At 71.2% G+C, this 18,152-nt stretch carries 16 protein-coding genes; 9 read left to right on the top strand and 7 right to left on the bottom strand.

The features are described 5' to 3' along the window. Window positions 1-199: 199 nt before the first annotated feature. Both ACIRHA_RS41145 and ACIRHA_RS41140 read right to left on the bottom strand, forming a co-directional pair. On the bottom strand, window positions 200-1,540 hold the full coding sequence (locus tag ACIRHA_RS41145) for an MFS transporter (RefSeq protein ID WP_403856643.1): 1,341 nt from the start codon (window positions 1,538-1,540) through the stop codon (window positions 200-202). 95 nt (window positions 1,541-1,635) lie between these two features. Further along, complete coding sequence (locus ACIRHA_RS41140; protein ID WP_403856641.1) at window positions 1,636-2,073, bottom strand: MarR family winged helix-turn-helix transcriptional regulator; 438 nt, start codon at window positions 2,071-2,073, stop codon at window positions 1,636-1,638. A 176-nt stretch (window positions 2,074-2,249) separates the two neighbouring features. On the opposite strand from ACIRHA_RS41140, the gene ACIRHA_RS41135 reads away from it, so the two are divergent. Then, a complete protein-coding gene (locus ACIRHA_RS41135) occupies window positions 2,250-2,438 on the top strand; it encodes a ribbon-helix-helix protein, CopG family (protein WP_403856639.1) in 189 nt (62 codons plus the stop codon). A 43-nt stretch (window positions 2,439-2,481) separates the two neighbouring features. On the opposite strand, the gene ACIRHA_RS41130 is transcribed toward ACIRHA_RS41135, so the two are convergent. After that, window positions 2,482-3,936 (bottom strand): NCS2 family permease, encoded by a 1,455-nt coding sequence (locus ACIRHA_RS41130; protein ID WP_403856637.1) that lies wholly within the window; start codon window positions 3,934-3,936, stop codon window positions 2,482-2,484. A gap of 240 nt (window positions 3,937-4,176) precedes the next feature. On the opposite strand from ACIRHA_RS41130, the gene ACIRHA_RS41125 reads away from it, so the two are divergent. Then, entirely contained in the window at window positions 4,177-4,461 is a 285-nt protein-coding gene (locus ACIRHA_RS41125) for a DUF2530 domain-containing protein (RefSeq protein ID WP_403856635.1), read from the top strand. Window positions 4,462-4,687: 226 nt separating this feature from the next. After that, the gene (locus ACIRHA_RS41120; RefSeq protein ID WP_403856633.1) at window positions 4,688-7,105 is read left to right on the top strand and encodes an HAD-IC family P-type ATPase; all 2,418 of its coding nucleotides are present in this window, start codon (window positions 4,688-4,690) and stop codon (window positions 7,103-7,105) included. Window positions 7,106-7,232: 127 nt separating this feature from the next. Here the strand turns inward: ACIRHA_RS41120 and ACIRHA_RS41115 are convergent, their stop codons facing one another. Continuing rightward, window positions 7,233-10,421: a sacsin N-terminal ATP-binding-like domain-containing protein gene (locus ACIRHA_RS41115; RefSeq protein ID WP_403856631.1), complete on the bottom strand. Its 3,189-nt coding sequence runs from the start codon at window positions 10,419-10,421 to the stop codon at window positions 7,233-7,235. Window positions 10,422-10,765: 344 nt separating this feature from the next. Then, window positions 10,766-11,695 (bottom strand): DUF3027 domain-containing protein, encoded by a 930-nt coding sequence (locus ACIRHA_RS41110; protein ID WP_403856629.1) that lies wholly within the window; start codon window positions 11,693-11,695, stop codon window positions 10,766-10,768. A gap of 303 nt (window positions 11,696-11,998) precedes the next feature. Between ACIRHA_RS41110 and ACIRHA_RS41105 the strand changes: the two genes are divergently transcribed. The 4 genes from ACIRHA_RS41105 to ACIRHA_RS41090 all read left to right on the top strand — a co-directional run bounded on the left by ACIRHA_RS41105 (window position 11,999) and on the right by ACIRHA_RS41090 (window position 15,487). Further along, window positions 11,999-13,408: an MFS transporter gene (locus tag ACIRHA_RS41105; protein WP_403856627.1), complete on the top strand. Its 1,410-nt coding sequence runs from the start codon at window positions 11,999-12,001 to the stop codon at window positions 13,406-13,408. Window positions 13,409-13,485: 77 nt separating this feature from the next. Then, window positions 13,486-13,965 carry a DUF2771 domain-containing protein gene (locus ACIRHA_RS41100; RefSeq protein ID WP_403856625.1) on the top strand — a complete coding sequence of 160 codons (480 nt, stop codon included), beginning with the start codon at window positions 13,486-13,488 and terminating at the stop codon, window positions 13,963-13,965. Beyond that, window positions 13,935-14,624: a futalosine hydrolase gene (locus ACIRHA_RS41095; RefSeq protein ID WP_403856623.1), complete on the top strand. Its 690-nt coding sequence runs from the start codon at window positions 13,935-13,937 to the stop codon at window positions 14,622-14,624. The genes ACIRHA_RS41100 and ACIRHA_RS41095 overlap by 31 nt, the downstream gene beginning before the upstream one ends. Then, window positions 14,621-15,487: a 1,4-dihydroxy-6-naphthoate synthase gene (locus tag ACIRHA_RS41090; RefSeq protein ID WP_403856621.1), complete on the top strand. Its 867-nt coding sequence runs from the start codon at window positions 14,621-14,623 to the stop codon at window positions 15,485-15,487. The genes ACIRHA_RS41095 and ACIRHA_RS41090 overlap by 4 nt, the downstream gene beginning before the upstream one ends. A gap of 163 nt (window positions 15,488-15,650) precedes the next feature. Here ACIRHA_RS41090 and ACIRHA_RS41085 read toward each other — a convergent pair whose 3' ends face one another. After that, complete coding sequence (locus ACIRHA_RS41085) at window positions 15,651-16,034, bottom strand: cold-shock protein (protein WP_403856619.1); 384 nt, start codon at window positions 16,032-16,034, stop codon at window positions 15,651-15,653. 207 nt (window positions 16,035-16,241) lie between these two features. On the opposite strand from ACIRHA_RS41085, the gene ACIRHA_RS41080 reads away from it, so the two are divergent. After that, a complete protein-coding gene (locus ACIRHA_RS41080) occupies window positions 16,242-16,502 on the top strand; it encodes a hypothetical protein (protein WP_351343289.1) in 261 nt (86 codons plus the stop codon). On the opposite strand, the gene ACIRHA_RS41075 is transcribed toward ACIRHA_RS41080, so the two are convergent. Next, window positions 16,481-17,122, bottom strand: a complete 642-nt coding sequence (locus tag ACIRHA_RS41075) for an HAD family hydrolase (RefSeq protein WP_403856617.1) — start codon at window positions 17,120-17,122, stop codon at window positions 16,481-16,483. The two genes, ACIRHA_RS41080 and ACIRHA_RS41075, sit on opposite strands and share 22 nt — an antisense overlap. Window positions 17,123-17,188: 66 nt before the next feature. On the opposite strand from ACIRHA_RS41075, the gene ACIRHA_RS41070 reads away from it, so the two are divergent. Beyond that, on the top strand, window positions 17,189-18,151 hold the full coding sequence (locus ACIRHA_RS41070) for an iron-siderophore ABC transporter substrate-binding protein (RefSeq protein ID WP_403856615.1): 963 nt from the start codon (window positions 17,189-17,191) through the stop codon (window positions 18,149-18,151). Window position 18,152: the final 1 nt, after the last annotated feature.

Raw genomic sequence — 18,152 nt, 5'->3', positions numbered from 1 at the left:
CGGGCGGCCGGGGCGCACCCCCGCGCCGCCACCCCCGCCCCCGGTGTGGCGGCCCCGGGGCTCGGCCCCGGACCCCGCGCCTCAATCGCCGGCGGGGCTTGATATGCCCACCCGCCGCTGGGCTTGAAAAGCCTGCTCAATCGCCGCAGGGGCTTGAACTGCCCACCCGAAATGCCCGCCGCTCAATCGGGATTGATCGCTACGCCACCGCCGCGAGTTCGCGCGGAACGAACTGGACGTGGCGTTCGCCGCGGCGGAGGTCCACCTTCAACCGGAGGTTCGCCGCCCGGGCCAGCATGAGCCCGACGCCGACCGCGGCCACCGCACAGATCACCCCGGCCAGGGCAAAGCTGACCCGCACCCCGTACTCGTCGGCGAGCCAGCCGAAGAGCGGACCGCCCAGCGGCGTACCACCGGTGAACACCATCATGAACAGCGACATCACACGCCCCCGCATCTCCGGATCCGTACCCATCTGGACCGTGGAGTTGGCGGTCACGTTCACCGTCAGGCCGAGGATGCCGAGCAGCACGATCAGCGGGGCGAACGCCCAGACGCCCGGCGCCCACGCGGCCGCGACCTCCAGGACACCGAAGCCGATCGCCGCGCCGACCAGGACCCGCAGGCGGGTCGATCGGCGCCGGGCCGCGAGCAGCGCGCCGGCCAGCGAGCCGATCGCCATGAGCGTGTTGAACAGGCCGTACTGGCCGACCCCGCCGTGGAACACGTCGTCCGCGTACGCGCTCAGCCAGATCGGGAAGTTGAAGCCGAAGGTGCCGACGAACCCGACGAGCACGATCGGCCAGATCAGCTCGGGGTGGGCCGACACGTACCGCAGCCCCTCCCGCAACTGGCCCTTGCCGCGCGGCGCCCGCTTGATCTCGTGCAGCTCGTGCGTGCGCATGAGCATGAGGCCGGTGAGCGGCGCGAGGAAGGACAGGCCGTTGGCGAGGAACGCCCAGCCGGGGCCGACCGCGGCGGTCAGGGCGGAGGCGACGGCCGGGCCGATGAGGCGGGCGGACTGGAAGTTCGCGGAGTTCAGAGAAACAGCATTCCGAACCTGATCCGGTCCAACCATCTCCGACACGAACGACTGTCGCGTCGGGTTGTCGACGACCGTGACGAGACCCGTGAAGAAGGCCGCGAGGTAGACGTGCCACACCTGGACGTTGCCCGTGAGGGTGAGCGCCGCGAGGAAGAGGCCGGACAGGCTCATCGCGCCCTGCGTGCAGAACAGCAGGGTCCGCTTGGCGAACCGGTCGGCGATCACACCGCCGTACAGGCCGAAGAGCAGCATCGGGAGGAACTGCATCGCCGTGGTGACACCCACGGCGGCGGAGGAACCGGTCAGCGAGAGCACCAGCCAGTCCTGGGTGATGCGGGCCATCCAGGTGCCGGTGTTGGAGACGACGGCCCCGGTCGCGAACAGCCGGTAGTTGCGTACCTTCAGGCTGGCGAACATCGAGGGCTTACGTGGGCGGGCGTTCGAGTCGTGGGCGGCTGGTGCGGGGGCGGAGTCTGCTCCGGATCCCGTACTCAAAGTGGGTTCGCCTCCTCGGCGGTCGTCGGTCCCCAGGGGGGGCTCACAGGTGGGGCTCAGTGGGGGGGCTCAAAGGCAGGGCTCAGTGGTGGGGCTCAGAGGTGGGCGAGCTTCTCCAGGACGGGGGCGGCCGCGCGCAGCTTGGCCCAGTCGTCCTCGTCCAGCCCCTCGGCGAGGTTGGCCAGCCACGCGTTCCGCTTGCGGCGGCTCTCCGCGAGCATGGTCTCGGCCCGCTCGGTGGAGGTGACGACCTTCTGCCGGCGGTCCTCGGGGTGGGGTTCGAGACGGACCAGCTCCTTGGCCTCAAGGAGCGCGACGATTCTGGTCATCGACGGCGGCTGGACATGCTCCTTGCGGGCCAGCTCACCCGGTGTCGCGGAGCCGCATCCGGCGAGGGTGCCGAGCACCGACATTTCGGTGGGACTCAGCGATTCGTCGACCCGCTGGTGCTTGAGCCGACGCGACAGGCGCATCACTGCGGAACGCAGGGAGTTCACGGCGGCTGCGTCGTCGCCATGGGAGAGGTCTGGCATGTTCGTTAGCGTAACTCATTACTGTGTCTAACGACTACCCGCCGCACGACACACGTCCGTGATCCCCACCACCTCTTCACCTGTGGCAGGAGTGCAGAAAAGTTTCATCACCCATACGAGTGAGCCGGACGCGGAAAGTGACGCAACAGGTCGCGGAGCCCGGCGACCCTGTCCGTATGGGATCGACAGTGCTCAGTCTGCGGATCGACGTTGAGCTGCTCGACCGGCTCAAGGCGCATGCCGCCAAAAGAGGAATGAGCGTCCAGGACTATGTGGTCCGGACGCTCATTCGGGACGACTTCGACGAACGCTTCAAGACTGCCGTCGAGGAGACGGAGCGGTTCTACGGAGACGTGACTACGTAAGACGGAAACGCGACTACGTAAGGCGCGACTACGCAGGGTGCGATTACGTAAGGCCCAGCGCCGGCATCAGGTAGTAGAAGACGAACACGGCGGAGACGGCGTACATCGCGGCCGGCACCTCCTTGGCGCGGCCCGCGACCACGCGCAGCACCGTGAAGCTGATGAAGCCCATGCCGATGCCGTTCGTGATCGAGTACGTGAACGGCATCATCAGCATCGTGATGAACGCGGGGATGGCGACCGTCCAGTCGTCCCAGTCGATCTCACGGATGCTGCCCGACAGGATCAGGAAGCCGACCGCGATCAGCGCGGGCGTGGCCGCCCCGGACGGGACCATCGTGACGACGGGCGTGAGGAACAGCGCGACCGCGAACAGACAGCCGGTGACCACGTTGGCGAGGCCCGTGCGGGCGCCCTCGCCGACACCGGCAGTGGACTCCACGAAGCAGGTGGTGGCCGAGGAGGACGAGGCGCCACCGGCGGCGACGGCGACACCGTCGATGAACAGGACCTTGTTCATGCCGGGCATCTGACCCTTCTCATCGGTCAGATGCGCCTCGTCGCTGATGCCCATGATCGTGCCCATGGCGTCGAAGAAGCACGACAGCAGCACGGTGAAGACGAAGAGGATGCCGGTCAGGATGCCGACCTTCTCGAAGCCGCCGAACAGGCTGACCTGGCCGACGAGCGAGAAGTCCGGGCTGGCGACCGGGTTGCCGGGCCACTCGGGCACGGTCAGACCCCAGGACATCGGGTCGATGTCGGCCACGGCGTTGATGATCAGCGCGGCCACCGTCATCACGACGATCGAGATCAGGATCGCGCCCGGCACCTTGCGTACGAGCAGCGCCAGCGTGAGCAGTACGCCGAGCACGAAGACCAGGACCGGCCAGCCCATCAGGTGACCGCCGGTGCCGAGCTGGAGCGGGACCGTGGTCTGCGCGGCGTCCGGCATGCGCGTGACGAAGCCGGAGTCGACGAGGCCGATCAGCAGGATGAACAGGCCGATGCCGATCGCGATGCCCTTGCGCAGGCTGTACGGCACGGCGTTCATGACCCGTTCCCGCAGCCCGGTCGCGACGAGCAGCATCACGACGAAGCCTGCGAGGACGACCATGCCCATCGCGTCCGGCCAGGACATGCGGGGCGCGAGCTGCAGGGCGACGACCGTGTTCACACCGAGGCCCGCCGCGAGCGCGATCGGCACATTGCCGATGACGCCCATGAGCAGCGTGGTGAACGCGGCGGTCAGCGCGGTCGCGGTGACCAGCTGGCCGTTGTCCAGCTGGTGCCCGTACATGTCCTTCGCGCCGCCGAGGATGATCGGATTCAGCACGATGATGTAGGCCATCGCGAAGAACGTGGCGAGGCCGCCGCGGATCTCACGCGGGACGGTCGAGCCGCGCTCAGTGATCTTGAAGTAGCGGTCGAAGCCGTTCTTCGGGGCCGGCGGCGGCGAGTCATTGACATCGACCGGAGTGGTGGCCGAAGTGGACATGGATGACCTCAGCTGTATTCAGCAGTGAAATGCGGGCGGGGTGCGTGATGGAGTCTGGTCGTCGTGTGGTCACCTGCGGGTTACCCCGAAGTTTCCGCTGGTGTTTCATACGAACATAAGTGGCCAGGCTCAGGCTGTTTCAGTATGAACATATGAGGCCGAATTTGCTATCTCCGCGCGTAGACCCTTGCGGTGAGGGGCTTGTACCGGGTTGTCGGTGGGTCCTCGTAAGCTGTGCACATGGCGAAGTGGATCCCGAAGCACGAGGCACCCGAACCCCTTGAGGGGCCCGTGGTCACCACCATCATTGGTGGCACGATCCTCTGGTTCGTCCTCTTCCTCGTACAGCTGCCGTTCTACGGCTGGTTCGCCGACCGCGGGATCACGTGGTGGGTGTGGTGCTGCCTGGCCGGAGCCGGGCTCGGCCTGATCGGGATCTGGTACGTCCGCGGGCGTGACGCCGCGCTCAAGCGGGCGGCCGCCGCCGCGGTCACGGATCGTGAGGATTCCACACCCGAGGGGTAAACCCCCGAAATCGCCCGTACCGTCGTTTTCATGACGCACATCGACGCGGGAACGGAACTCGATCCGGGCGATCCGGGCGAATCCGCCGACCCGGCACCGATGCCGTCGCGGGCGAGGGCCCGTCTGACGGATCAGGCTGGATGCGGAGGGCCGCACACACTCGGCGCAGGCAAGCGGGTCCTGGCGCGTGCAGCTGCAAGGCGGAGGATTGAGGCATCGCGGAGCGATGGTGATTGACGACAACGCCGCAGATGCGCGCGCCAGGACCCGCGACTCCAGCAAGATCCGTCAGACGGGCCCTCGAGGGCTGACGAGCGCCGAGGTCGCCGAGCGGGTCGCGCGCGGCGAGGTGAACGACGTACCCGTGCGCAGCTCGCGGTCCGTGACGGAGATCGTGCGCGCCAACGTCTTCACCCGGTTCAACGCGATCATCGGTGTGCTCTGGGTGATCATGCTCAGCGTCGCGCCGATCCAGGACAGCCTCTTCGGGTTCGTGATCCTGGCCAACACCGGCATCGGCATCATCCAGGAGTGGCGGGCGAAGCAGACCCTGGACTCGCTCGCCGTGATCGGCGAGGCCCGGCCCACCGTGCGGCGCGACGGGAACGCCGTCGCCGTCCCCACCTCGGAGATCGTGCTCGGCGACCTCATCGAGATCGGACCGGGCGACAAGATCGTCGTGGACGGGAGCTGCGCCGAGGCCGACGGCCTGGAGATCGACGAGTCGCTGCTCACCGGCGAGGCCGACCCGGTGATCAAGCGGCCCGGCGACGCGGTCATGTCGGGCTCCTTCGTGGTCGCGGGCGGCGGCGCCTTCACCGCGACGAAGGTCGGGCGCGAGGCATACGCGGCGCAGCTGGCCGAGGAGGCGAGCCGGTTCACACTCGTCCACTCCGAGCTGCGCAGCGGCATCTCCACGATCCTCAAGTACGTGCAGTGGATGATGATCCCGACCGCGCTCGGCCTGATCATCAGCCAGCTCGTCGTCAAGGACAACGACCTCAAGGACTCGATCGCGCGCACCGTCGGCGGCATCGTCCCGATGGTCCCCGAGGGCCTCGTCCTGCTCACCTCCGTCGCCTTCGCGATCGGCGTCATCCGGCTCGGCCGCAAGCAGTGCCTCGTCCAGGAGCTCCCGGCCATCGAGGGCCTGGCCCGCGTCGACACGGTCTGCCTCGACAAGACGGGCACGCTCACCGAGGGCGGCATGGACGTCACCGAGCTGCGGCTGCTCGGCGACAGGACCGGGGACGAGACGTACGAGGCGTACGTACGGAAGGTGCTCGGCGCCCTCGGCGAGTCCGATCCGCGGCCCAACGCATCGCTCCAGGCGATCATCGACGCCTACCCGGACAGCGTGGACTGGCGCTGCACCGAGGCGCTGCCCTTTTCCTCCGCGCGCAAGTACAGCGGCGCCGCCTTCAGCGAGGGCGACGGGACGGACAGCGCCTGGCTGCTCGGGGCGCCCGATGTGCTGCTGCCCGCGGACGACCCGGCGCTCGCGGCGACCGAGGAGCTCAACCAGCGCGGCCTTCGGGTGCTGCTGCTCGCCCGCGCGCCCGAGGGGCTGGAGGGCGCGGGTGTCGTGGAGAGCGCCGAACCGGCCGCCCTCGTCGTCCTCGAACAGCGGCTTCGCCCCGACGCCGGGGACACGCTCGGCTACTTCGCCGAGCAGGACGTGCGGGCCAAAGTCATCTCCGGTGACAACGCCGTGTCGGTGGGCGCCGTCGCCGCGAAACTGGGTCTCGAGGGGCGGGCCGTCGACGCCCGTACGCTGCCCGAGGACCCGGAGGAACTGGCCGACGCGCTCGACGACGGCACGGTGTTCGGCCGGGTGACGCCGCAGCAGAAGCGGGACATGGTGGGCGCGCTCCAGGCGCACGGGCACACCGTCGCGATGACCGGCGACGGCGTCAACGACGTGCTCGCGCTGAAGGACGCCGACATCGGGGTCTCGATGGGCTCCGGCTCCGAGGCCACGCGGGCCGTCGCGCAGATCGTCCTGCTCAACAACTCGTTCGCGACGCTGCCCTCGGTGGTCGCGGAGGGCCGCCGGGTCATCGGCAACATCACGCGCGTGGCCACGCTCTTCCTGGTGAAGACGGTCTACTCGGTGATCCTCGCGCTGCTCGTGGTCTGCTTCCAGGTGGAATACCCCTTCCTGCCAAGGCACTTGACCCTCCTCTCCACCCTGACGATCGGCGTCCCGGCGTTCTTCCTGGCCCTCGCGCCGAACAAGGAGCGGGCCAGGCCGCACTTCGTACGGCGGGTGATGCGGTACGCGATTCCCGGCGGGGCCGTCGCCGGGATCGCCACGTTCGTGATGTACCTGATCGCCCGGCACTACTACGCGGGTTCGGGGGCGCTCGCCGCGGAGACCAGTTCGGCGACGCTGACGCTCTTCCTGATCTCGATGTGGGTGCTCGCGATCATCGCGCGGCCGTATACGTGGTGGCGGGTGGGGCTTGTGGCGGCGATGGGGTTCGGGTTCCTGCTGGTGCTTGCGGTGCCGTGGCTGCAGGAGTTCTTCGCGTTGCGGTTGGTGGGGTCCGTCATGCCGTGGACTGCCGTCGGGGTGGCGGTCGTTGCGGCGGGCCTGTTGGAGTTCTTGTGGCGGTGGGTGGGGCGGAGGTTCCCGGCATAGGTGTGTTGCGGCCTCGGGGCTCCGCCCCGGACCCCGCGCCTCAAACGCCGGCGGGGCTGGAAAGATCGCCTCAATCGCCAGCGGGGTCTGGGGCAGCGCCCCAGGTCCGCAACGACGGTGCCGGGTGCTAGTCGAACCACCTGTCGCGCGCCAGCTCAGCCGTGCGGGACGGGTCTTCCAGGAGGGCCGCGACCTCGAAGCGGCGGGGCCACTGGCCGGCCGCCCACGCGAGGCCCGCCGCGACGCCCTCCAGCGTCGCCGCGTGCACCACCCCGTCGGCCGTCCGGCACCAGTCGACCTCGACGTCGGAGACGTACAGCTCCTCGTGCTCGACGTACGACTCCGGGGTCGAGGGCCCGAGGAGGACGCGCACGGCCCCTGGCACCTCGTGCACGTCGCCGCCCTCCACCGCCCCGGAACCCACCGCCTCGCTCAGCCGCCGCACCTGGAACAGCTCCGCGAGGTGCGCCGCCTTCGACGGGGTGACCGGGAGGAGCGCGCGGCCCCCGGTGAGCGGGATCAGGTCGGGGGCGTCGGCGACGAGCGCGTCACGGGCGTCGACGATCACGACCTCCCCGTCCCGTACGGCCCGCAGTTCGTCGGGCAGCGTGACCTGCTCGGGGTCGAGGTCGGCCAACCTGCCGTAGAGGGCGTGGAGTTGAGCGGCCTCGACCGGGCGGTCGGGGTCGGCGAGCCGGTCGAGGAGCTCCGCTGCGCCGCCCGGCTCGTCGAGCAGCGCGGCGACGGAGGTACGGACGCCGAGGGCGCGCAGCACCTGCTCGTCGTCGAAGCCCGCGGCGTCGACGGGCTCGTACAGGCCGCTGAGCAGCGGGTCCCCGCCGTCGGCGCGCAGTCCGGCAGGACGGCGACCGTCGAGGACCGGGTTCCCGCGCAGCCACCAGGCGGTGTACGGGCGGACGAGTTCATGGGTGCCGTCGGGCAGCAGCACGCGGACCGGCTGGGTGAGGGCGTCCCGCAGCGGCGGCTGCGAGAGCAGCGCGAGCGCCTGCGGCCAGCGGTCCTCGTCGACCAGGTCCAGATCGCGTACGGCGATCAGTTCGGTGGCGACCGGCGGGACGGGCGTGTCGGGCAGCCCGTCGAGGACGTCCTCGCACCACACGTCGACGGCGTCGAGGAGCCCGGCGTCGTCCGGCTCGGGGAAGTCGCTCTCGCGCGGGTCGAGTTCGTCGGGGTCGAGGACGACGTCGGTGGCGCGGACGAGGGCGAAGGTCGCGAGGACGCCGCAGGCGGCGAGCGGCTGCTGCCCCCAGCGCCCGGCCAGCTCACCGTCCACGAACGGCAGTTCGTCCTCGCGCAGGACGGCGGCGATGGGACTGCCGGGGAGCAGCAGCTCGGCGGCCGGGGCGAGTTCGCCCTCGTCGTCGGGGAGGGCGAGCGCGCCCAGCCAGGGCTCGTCTCCTACGTCGAGGTGGGCGTCGCGTACGAGGGTGAGGACGACGTCGGCCAGCTCGTCGGCGTCCAGCGTCGTGTCGTCGTCCCAGGCGGACGCCTCGTCGTCGAGGGACGCGGCGACCGCGGCGCGCACCTGCGGGGTGCGCAGGACGGCTCGCGGGGTGGCGGGCAGGGCGCCCAGTTTCTCCAGGAGCGGGTGGGCGGCGTCGGCGTGCGCGACCTTGAGGCCGAGCCGGGCGAGCGCTTCACCGGGGACGGTGGAGGCTTCGGCGGTGGGGAGCAGCACCTGGCGCGGGCCGACGGTGGTGCGGCCGCCGGCGAGCGGCACGGGCAGCCCGCTGAGCCGGTCCGGGTCGACGCCGGCGAGGGACTCGTACAGCCGCCGCCACCAGCCGGGCTCCTTCTCAAGACCGGCCAGCCGGTCGACCGCCTCGGTCAGCGGGACGCGGGCGACGCCCAGCGTCCGCAGTTCCACGCGCCGTTCGAGCCCCGCGGGCAGCAGGCTCGGCAGCACGTCGGCGAGGACCCGTACGGTGTCGGCGCCCGCGCCCTCGACGACCTCGGCGTCGCGCGGCTTGAGGGAGGTGGGCCGGTCCTCGTCCTCGGGGTGGTCTCCCGGTTCGGTCGCCGGAGGCAGGAACGCGGTGCGCGGCAGCCGTTCCAGGACGGCGGCGCGCAGAGCCCCGTCCAGCTCGCTCCTGCCGAGCGGTCCTGGCACGAGGTCGATGATGCCGGGGCCCACGGGGCGCCAGCCGCCGAGCAGTTCCGCGTACGCGTCGGCGGCGCGCTCGGTGAGGAAGTCGGTGAGCGGGCCGGGGGCGACGTGCCGCCGCGCGGTGTCCAGCGGGTACGTGGCGATGAGCAGGGCCGGCACCCCGAGGGCCTCGTCGCTGGGGGTGGGCGCGTACAGCACGGGTTCGCTGCGCGGCCTCTGCGGCGCGCCTTCGGCGTCGACCGGCACGGCCCACGTCACGGCCCAGTGCGGCCGCAACCGCTCCTCGACGGGCCGGTCGGCGAGGAGGCCCACGTCCAGCTCACCGGTACGGGTGACGGTGCGGTACCGGTTTTGCCTTTCCAGCCCCGCCGGCGTTTGAGGCGCGGGGTCCGGGGCGGAGCCCCGTGAGGTCAACCCCGTGTCCGTGATCACGACGTAGGGCGCGTCGTCCGAGCGACGCAGCGTCCGCTGCCCCGCCTCCGTCGTGATCACGACCTCCGTCAACCCCGGCAGCGCCAGGAGAAGCGTGTCGTCAACCCCGTCCAACAGCCGCGAGGCCAACGCCTCCGCCGCCGCATCCCGCAACGGAAGGATGACCACCGTGTCGTACGGCTCGGGCGCGGAGCCCTCCGCCGCGAACGGCAGCCGCAGCAGCGGTACGTGCCCGTCCCGGCGGCGCAGCTCGTCGCCGAGGTCCGGGCCGCGCAGCGCCGTGTCCGACGCGGCGAGCCGCGCGTCCGTCAGGGACCACCGCACACCCCCGCTCCGCCCGACCACCGCGGGCTCGTCGGAGACGGCGAGCACGGCCGCGAAGCCGACGCCGAACCGGCCCACCGCGCCGCTCGTGTCCTCCCGCTTGGCGGAGGCCCGCAGCGTGGACAGCGACTCGACGCCTGCCGCGTCCAGCGGGGCGCCGGTGTTGGCGGCGGCGAGCACGCCGTCCTTCAGGGTGAGGGCGATGCGGCCCTCGACGCCGGCGCGGGCGGCGGCGTCCGCGGCGTTCTGTGCGAGTTCGACGACGAGGCGGTCGCGGTAGCCGCCGAGCGCGAGGTCTTCCTCGGCGTTGGCGTCCTCGCGGAACCGGGCGGCGCTGCCGGCCCATGCCTGGAGCACGGTGTGGCGCAGTCGCGCGGTGTCGAACGGGTCGACGCCCTCGGGTGCGGGGCGCGCGATGTTGCTGACGCTCACGGGTGACTCCTCTGGGCGGCGTGGTCGTGATCGGCCGAACCGTACCGCGCAGGGTTCCCCGTAGCGCCGGGAGCATGCGGCCGCACCGGCGTTACGCCCTCGGGGCTCCGCCCCGGACCCCGCGCCTCAAACGCCGGCGGGGCTGAAAAGATCGCCTCAATCGCCGGCGGGGCTTGATCTATCAAGCCCCGCCGACGCTTGAGACAATCCAGCCCCGCCGGCGATTGAGGCGATCAAGCCCCTGCGGCGATTGAGCAGGCCCGCATCATCAAGCCCCTGCGGCGATTGAGCAGGCCCGCATCATCAAGCCCCTGCGGCGATTGAGCAGGCCCGTCCGGCAGGACTTACGAGTGGCCCAGGTCGTCGTCGCCACCGCCGGAGGCCACCGCTCCGACCGAGCCGGCGTCCGGTTCCACGCGGAGCGGGAACGTGTCGACCACCGTCTCGTCGATCACCGGCGGCGCCGGCCTCGGGGCCTTCGGCATGACGGCCGCCTCGGAGTGGCCACCGCAGCCGTACGACAGGGACACGACCCGGCCGTCCGCGGAGGAGAACTCGTTGGCACAGACTCCGAAGGCCTGGCCGAGCGAGCCGCCGATCTTCGCGAGGAACCCGCAGGAGACACAGGTGGCGGGGGCCGCCTGCGCCATCGGGGTCTTCGCCCCGAAGGAGTCCTCCCAGCGGTCGGCCGCGACATGCAGCCCGTACCGGGAGAGCACCCGCGCCCGGCGCATGCCCAGCTCCTCGGCGACCGCCGCGATCGAGCCACGGGTGGGGGTCACCGGCAGCGCCCCCACGGGGCCCTCGGTGATCTCGGCGTCCTCCGCCTCGACGAGCTCCGCCATGTCCTCGGACACGGGAGAGTTCGGCGGCGGCCCGTCGTCGCCGGTGTAGCCGGGCTCCAGGCGCAGATCGTCGGCCTCGGTCGGCAGCAGATCGCCGGGCCCGAGGTCGCCGGGGCGCAGCCGCTCGCTCCACGGCACCCACTCGGGGGCGAGGAGGGCATCGGGACCCGGCAGCAGCACGGTCTCGTCGAGCGTGACGTACTTGGCACGGGAGGCACGGGCCACGGTGACGGCCCAGCGCCAGCCCCGGTAGCCGAATTCCTTGCACTCGAAGAGGTGCGTGACGACGCGGTCGCCCTCGACGACCGTTTCGACGTGCTCGCCGACCACCCCTGGTGCGGCGGCCTCCTCGGCCGCGGCCCGGGCGATGTCCACCGCCTCGGCGCACAGGCGGTCCGGGGTGCGGCTTCGCGTTGTCGCTGCGCTCACAGGTATCGCTTCTCTCCTACGCCGTCTCACGAGTGCGCCGTCCTGTGTGCGGGAGCGCGGACGGAGCGGACCGGGGGACCGCGTCGACGTCCGCGCCCGACGTTCCGGGCGCGCCTACGCCATCCATTCTGCGGGATGGCCGAGAGGCGCGCGGCCGAGAACAACCGCCGCGGGCGCGCTACGCACGCTACCTCCTCTGACGCCCTGGGCCCACACCGACGTACGAGCCGCACCTGGCCGGAAAGCCGACCAGCGTGTCCATAACGGCACTAGTACGGCCGAACAAGAGGCACCATTGGCTGCGTGGCTGCCGGTAGGTCGTCGTTCAAGTCGTCGTCGGGTTCGTCGTCGCGCGCGTCGGACGCGCCGAGCCCCCTTCGCAAAATCGGCCGCGCCCTGCACCTCCCTTTCACCGGCACCGCACGCGGTATCCGCAAAGCGACACACGCGCACGGCGCGGGCGAGTCGGGGCTCGGGAAGCTCATCGAGCTGCACGCGGTGAACGGTGCGGGCGATGTCATGATCACGGTCGCCCTCGCCTCGACGGTGTTCTTCTCCGTGCCCACGGACGAGGCGCGCGGCCGTGTCGCCCTGTATCTCGCGATCACCATGGCGCCTTTCACGCTCCTCGCCCCCGTCATCGGGCCGCTGCTCGACCGGCTGCCGCACGGGCGGCGCGCCGCGATGGCCGCGTCGATGCTGGCGCGGGCGCTGCTCGCCCTCGTCCTCGCGGGCGCCGTGGCGGGCGGCGGACTCCAGCTGTATCCGGCGGCGCTCGGCGTCCTCGTCGCGTCGAAGGCGTACGGGGTGGTGCGCTCGGCGGTCGTGCCGCGCCTGCTCCCACCCCGCTTCTCGCTGGTGAAGGCGAACTCGCGGGTCACGCTCGGCGGGCTGCTCGCCACGGGCGCGGCGGCGCCGGTCGGGGCGGGACTCCAGGCGCTCGGCCCGCGCTGGCCGCTGTACGGGGCGTTCGTGCTGTACGTGTGCGGGGCCTTCCTGTCGTACTCGATGCCGCACAAGGTGGACTCGGCGCGGGGCGAGAGCAAGGCGCTGCTCGCGGCGGACGAGGAGCATCTGCACGGTCCCGCGAAGAAGCGGGGGCAGCGCAGGCCCGGACTGCGGACGGTCGGCCCCGCCGTCACCCACGCCCTCGCCGCCAACGCCACGCTGCGCTGTCTGTCCGGCTTCCTCATCTTCTTCCTGGCGTTCCTGCTGCGCGAGCATCCGCTGCCAGGCCAGAGCGCGGCCGTCTCGCTCGCCCTGGTGGGCGTGTCGGCGGGGGCGGGGAACGCGCTGGGCACGGCGGTCGGGGCGTGGCTGAAGGCGCGGGCCCCCGAGGTCATCATCGTGACGGTGCTCGCGGTGGTGCTCGGCGTGGCCGTCCTGTCCGCCCTCTTCTTCAGCGCGCTCATGACGGCGTGTCTGGGCGCGGTCGCCGGGTTCGCGCAGGCGCTGGCCAAGCTGTCCCTCGACGCGACGCTCCAGCGGGACGTCCCGGAGGCGGTGCGCACGTCGGCGTTCGCGCGCTCGGAGACGTTGTTGCAGATGGCGTGGGTGGTGGGCGGGGCGATCGGGATCGTGCTGCCGCTGAACGGGGTGCTCGGGCTGTGTGTCGCGGCGGCCATCGTGGCGGCGGGCTGGCTCTCCACGGTGCGCGGATTGCTGGCGTCGGCACGCCACTCCGGGCCCACCCGCCGGGCACGCGTGGCGTGAGGCCGGCCTCACGGTGCAAACGCGACACCCGCTCCCCCACTCGGAGCGGGAGCGGTGGCGCCAGATAGCCTTCCGCCATGACCTCCCAGCGTTTCGCCCAGCGCCACCGCCGCGCCGCTGCCGCCGTCGGTGTTGTCGGCGCCGGACTGCTCGTCCTCTCCGCCTGTGACAAGCCGACTCCGATGGCCACCGTCACGGTGGACCGCAACTCGGTGAACTCTGAGGCCAGCTGCTACAACGACGGCGACGCCCTCAAGCCGACCTCGTTGCAGGGCTGCCTGAAGGACGCGAAGGACGCCAAGTCCATCAAGGTGGACCCGGACGCCACGGTCCGCTTCGGCGTCGACCCGGAGATCGCGGACAAGGGCTGGACGCTCCTGATGAACGGCCAGCCGCTCACGGACTCCAGCAAGAAGACGTACCGCACGGTTCCGGGCAGCGTCTTCTTCAACCAGCAGTACGGCGCCTCCGGTTCCGCGACCACCGTCACGATCCTGGCCGGCGGCAACTCCAAGGCGTACGGCCTGTGGTCGTTCAAGCTCGAGAAGGACTCCTGACGAACACCGCACGCGTACTCGTAGCCACCGCCGTCCCGGCCGAACGGGACGCGGTGGCGGGCGCGCTGCACGACCACCCCGCCCTTGATGTCGTAGCGGTCGGCGTGGGCCCCGCGGCCGCCGCGGCCGGCACCGCGACCGCGCTCACCAGGGCCGAACTCGCGGGCAACCCGTACACGCTGGTCGTCTCGGCCGGCATCGGCGGCGGCTTCACGGCCGCGCCCGGCGCGGTCCTGGTCGCGGACGCGATCACCGTCGCCGACCTGGGCGCCGAGACCGCCGAGGGTTTCGTCCCCGTCACCGGACTCGGTTTCGGCACCGTCACCCACACGCCCCCGGAGTCCCTCGTACGGGACCTCGCGTCGGCCGCCTCCGCCACGGTCGGCACCGTGCTCACCGTCTCCACGGTGACCGGCACCGCCGACCGCGCCGCGCTGCTCGCGCAGCGCCACCCGGGCGCCGTGGCCGAGGCGATGGAGGGCTTCGGGGTCGCGGAGGCCGCCGCCGCGCACGGCGTGCCGGTGGCCGAGATACGTGCCGTCTCCAACGCCGTCGGTCCCCGCGACCGCGACGCCTGGCGCATCGGTGACGCACTCGCCGCGCTGGCCTCCGCCTTCGGGAAGACCGCGCCCGTACTGGAGAGTTGGAAGAACACATGACCGACACCGCCACCACCACGGCACGCATCGCCTTCTCGCCCTGCCCGAACGACACCTTCGTCTTCGACGCCTGGGCCCACGGCCGCGTCCCCGGCGCCCCCGCGCTCGACGTGACCTTCGCCGACATCGACATCACCAACGGCGTCGCCGAACGCCGCGAGGACGCCTACGAGCTCCTCAAGGTCTCGTACGCGGTCCTGCCGTACGTCCTCGACGACTACGCGCTGCTGCCGTGCGGCGGTGCGCTCGGGCGCGGTTGCGGCCCGCTGGTCCTCACCCGCGAGGCGGGCGTGGACCTGTCCGACAAGCGCGTCGCGGTGCCGAGCGAGACCTCCACCGCGTATCTGCTGTTCCGGCTCTGGGCCGCGGACGTGGTGCCCGGTGGCGGGGTCGGCGAGATCGTCGTCATGCCGTTCCACGAGATCATGCCCGCGGTGCGCGACGGCAAGATCGACGCCGGGCTCGTCATCCACGAGGCGCGTTTCACGTATCAGAACTATGGCCTGCACAAGCTTGCCGACATGGGTGAGCACTGGGAGGCGACCACCGGGCTGCCGATTCCGCTCGGTGCGATCATCGCCCGCCGCGACCTGGGCGCCGACAAGCTGCGTTCGTACGCGGATGCCGTGCGCGCCTCGGTGCGGATGGCCTGGGACGAGCCCGAGGCCAGCCGGCCGTACGTCATGGCGCACGCGCAGGAGATGGATCCGGCCGTCGCCGACCAGCACATCGGGCTGTACGTCAACGAGTTCACGGCCGACCTCGGGGAGGACGGGTATGCGGCGATCCGCGGGCTGTTGACCCGGGCCGCCGCGGAGGGCCTGGTGCCGGCCCTTGGCCCGGACGCGCTGGCTTTCCCGTAACGGTGGGCCCCCACGGAGCTGAGGCCTGGGGCTCTGCCCCAGACCCCGCTGCTCAATCGCCGCAGGGGCTCAATAGATCAACCGCCCGCAAGGGCTTGAAAGGCCTGCTCAAACGCCGCAGGGGCTTGATATGGCGCCCACCCGCCCGCAGGGGCTGAAAGGCTCAGACGTCCAACTGGTCCGCCACCGCACGCAGCAGGCCCGCGATCTTTTTGCCCGCCGTCTTCTCCGGGTAACGGCCGCGTTCCAGCATCGGTGTGATGTTCTCCAGCAGCGTCGTCAAGTCCTGGACGATCGAGGCCAGTTCGTCCGGCTTGCGGCGCTGTGCCGCCGCGATCGACGGGGTCGGGTCCAGGACGGTGACGGAGAGCGCCTGGTCGCCGCGCTGTCCTGCGACCACCCCGAACTCGACCCGCTGGCCGGGCTTGAGTGCGTCCACGCCTGCGGGAAGTACGGAGGAATGCACGAAGACGTCGCCGCCGTCGTCGCGGGAGAGGAAGCCGAAGCCCTTCTCGCTGTTGAACCACTTGACCTTGCCGGTAGGCACGTGAAGTCCTCGTCCTCGTACTAGAAGAAAACGCTGGGATAAAGCGGCTGGATAGCAGGACGGCGGGCCGTGGCCCGACCCGCCGTCACCAAGACTATTGGTCTCGGGCCCGGTGACAAGATGTCGCCCGAGGGTTCGCTCGCTGGTCTGATCTCGTCTGTGCTCGGCCCGTGTTCGTCCCTCTGCGCTGGGAACTACCCTGGTGGGGTGCGTGACAAAACCCAAGCCAATTCCGCGGTGGCCGAGACCGGCCCCGGCGACGGGCTCGTGAAAGCCGGCGGCATCGTCTTCATCGTGGGGGCGATCGCCACCCTCGTCACGATGGCGCCGCTGTTCCTCCACACCGACCCGTTCCCGCCCATTTCCTATGCGGTGTGCATGCTGATGGGCGTCGGGTTCATCGTCGCCGCGGCCGGCGTGCTGCGTGGTGTGGCCGCGCAACGCCGTCAGGCGCGCTCGGCGACGTAACCCTCCAGCCAGGCCGGGAACTCGGTCAGGTCGTTCAGCACCACGTCGGCGCCCGCCGCCCGCAGCTCGGCGGCGTCGCACGGCCCTGTCGTCACGCCCACGGACAGGGCGTCCGCGGTGCGTGCCCCGCGTACGTCGCCGACATGGTCGCCGACGTAGACGCTCGCGCCGTGCTCGCGCAGCGCGTGGCCCTTGCCCTCGGCCCACAGATCGCCGATGACGGCGTCCGCGTCGATGCCGAGGTGCGCCAGGTGCAGCTTGGCGTTCGGCTCGTACTTGGCGGTGACGACGATCGCCCGGCCGCCCGCCGCGTGCACGGCCGCTATGGTCTCGCGCACGCCCGCCATCAGCAGCGTCGGCCCGATGCCGTATGTGGGATACATCTCACGGTAACGGTCGGCCATCGCCGGGATCTGCTCCGGCGGGCACCAGTGCGCCAACTCGTCGGTCAGCGGCGGGCCCAGGCGCGAGACGATCAGATCCGCGTCGATCCGCATCCCGGTCTCCTCGGACAGGGCGACCCAGGTGGCGCGGATGCCGGGCCGGGAGTCGATCAGCGTCATGTCGAGATCGAAGCCGACGGTGGGGCCGGTGGGCGTGGGGTCTGTGTGAGGAGCCATGGGGATCATTCTGCCCGCACGGTGACGGCTTCCCCGAAGGCGATCCCAGGGGCACCATGGGCCCCCATGAACCACACCCGCCTCGCCCTCGGCGCCTCCCTCGCCCTCGCGCTCACCCTCACCGCCTGCAGCTCGGACGACGGCGGGGGCGCCGCCAAGCCCGCCGCGAAGGCCTCCGGCAGCCATACGGTCGGCACCGCCATGGGCGACGTCAAGGTCAAGAACCTTCCCGAGCGCGTGGTCGTCCTGAACACTGCAGGACTCGACTCGGCGATCACGCTCGGTGTGCGGCCCGTGGGCGCCACCCGGGCCGGCGCCGGACAGCCCTTCCTCTCGTACCTGCCCGCGGCGAAGACCAAGGGCATCGCCGAGGTCGGCGAGAGCGGCAGCCCCGATCTCAAGAAGATCGCCGCGCTGAAGCCCGACCTGATCATCGGCGACAAGGCCCACGACGGCCGGCGCTACAAACAGCTCACCGCCCTCGCCCCCACCGTCCTCACCGGGTCCGCCGACGACGCGTGGAAGCGGAACTTCCTCGTGCACGCCGACGCGCTCGGCGAGAAGACGCGGGCGAAGCAGGTCGCGGCCACGTACAAGGAACACGTCGCCACGGTCACCAAGGCCATGGGCGGGGCGGGCGCCGCGGCGCGGACCGAGGTCAACGTCGTCCGGTTCGTCGCGGGCTCCGACATCCGCATCTCCGGCAGCCGGACGCCCACCGCCACGGTCCTGTCCGACGTGGGCCTCGGCCGCCCCGCGATCACCAAGCAGGCCAGGGGCGGGATCGCGTACGAGGTGGGGCCCGAGCGGATCGGCGAGGCGGACGCGGACGCCATCTTCACGTCCACGTACGGGAATCCGGGCCTTGCCAAGGTCGCGGAGGCGACGACGAGCGGTCAGTGGCGCGGCATCAGGGCGGTGCGGGACAGCCGGGTCTACACCGTCGACGACGACCTGTGGGCCCAGGGCGTCGGCTACACGGCGGCCAACCAGATCCTTTCGGAGCTGGAGTCGGATCTGGCGCGGTGAG

Source organism: Streptomyces sp. NPDC102360 (assembly GCF_044766085.1).
Taxonomy (GTDB): Bacteria; Actinomycetota; Actinomycetes; order Streptomycetales; family Streptomycetaceae; genus Streptomyces.
The sequence above is the reverse complement of the archived record's forward strand: the minus strand, read 5'-3'. Positions and strand labels throughout refer to the sequence as shown.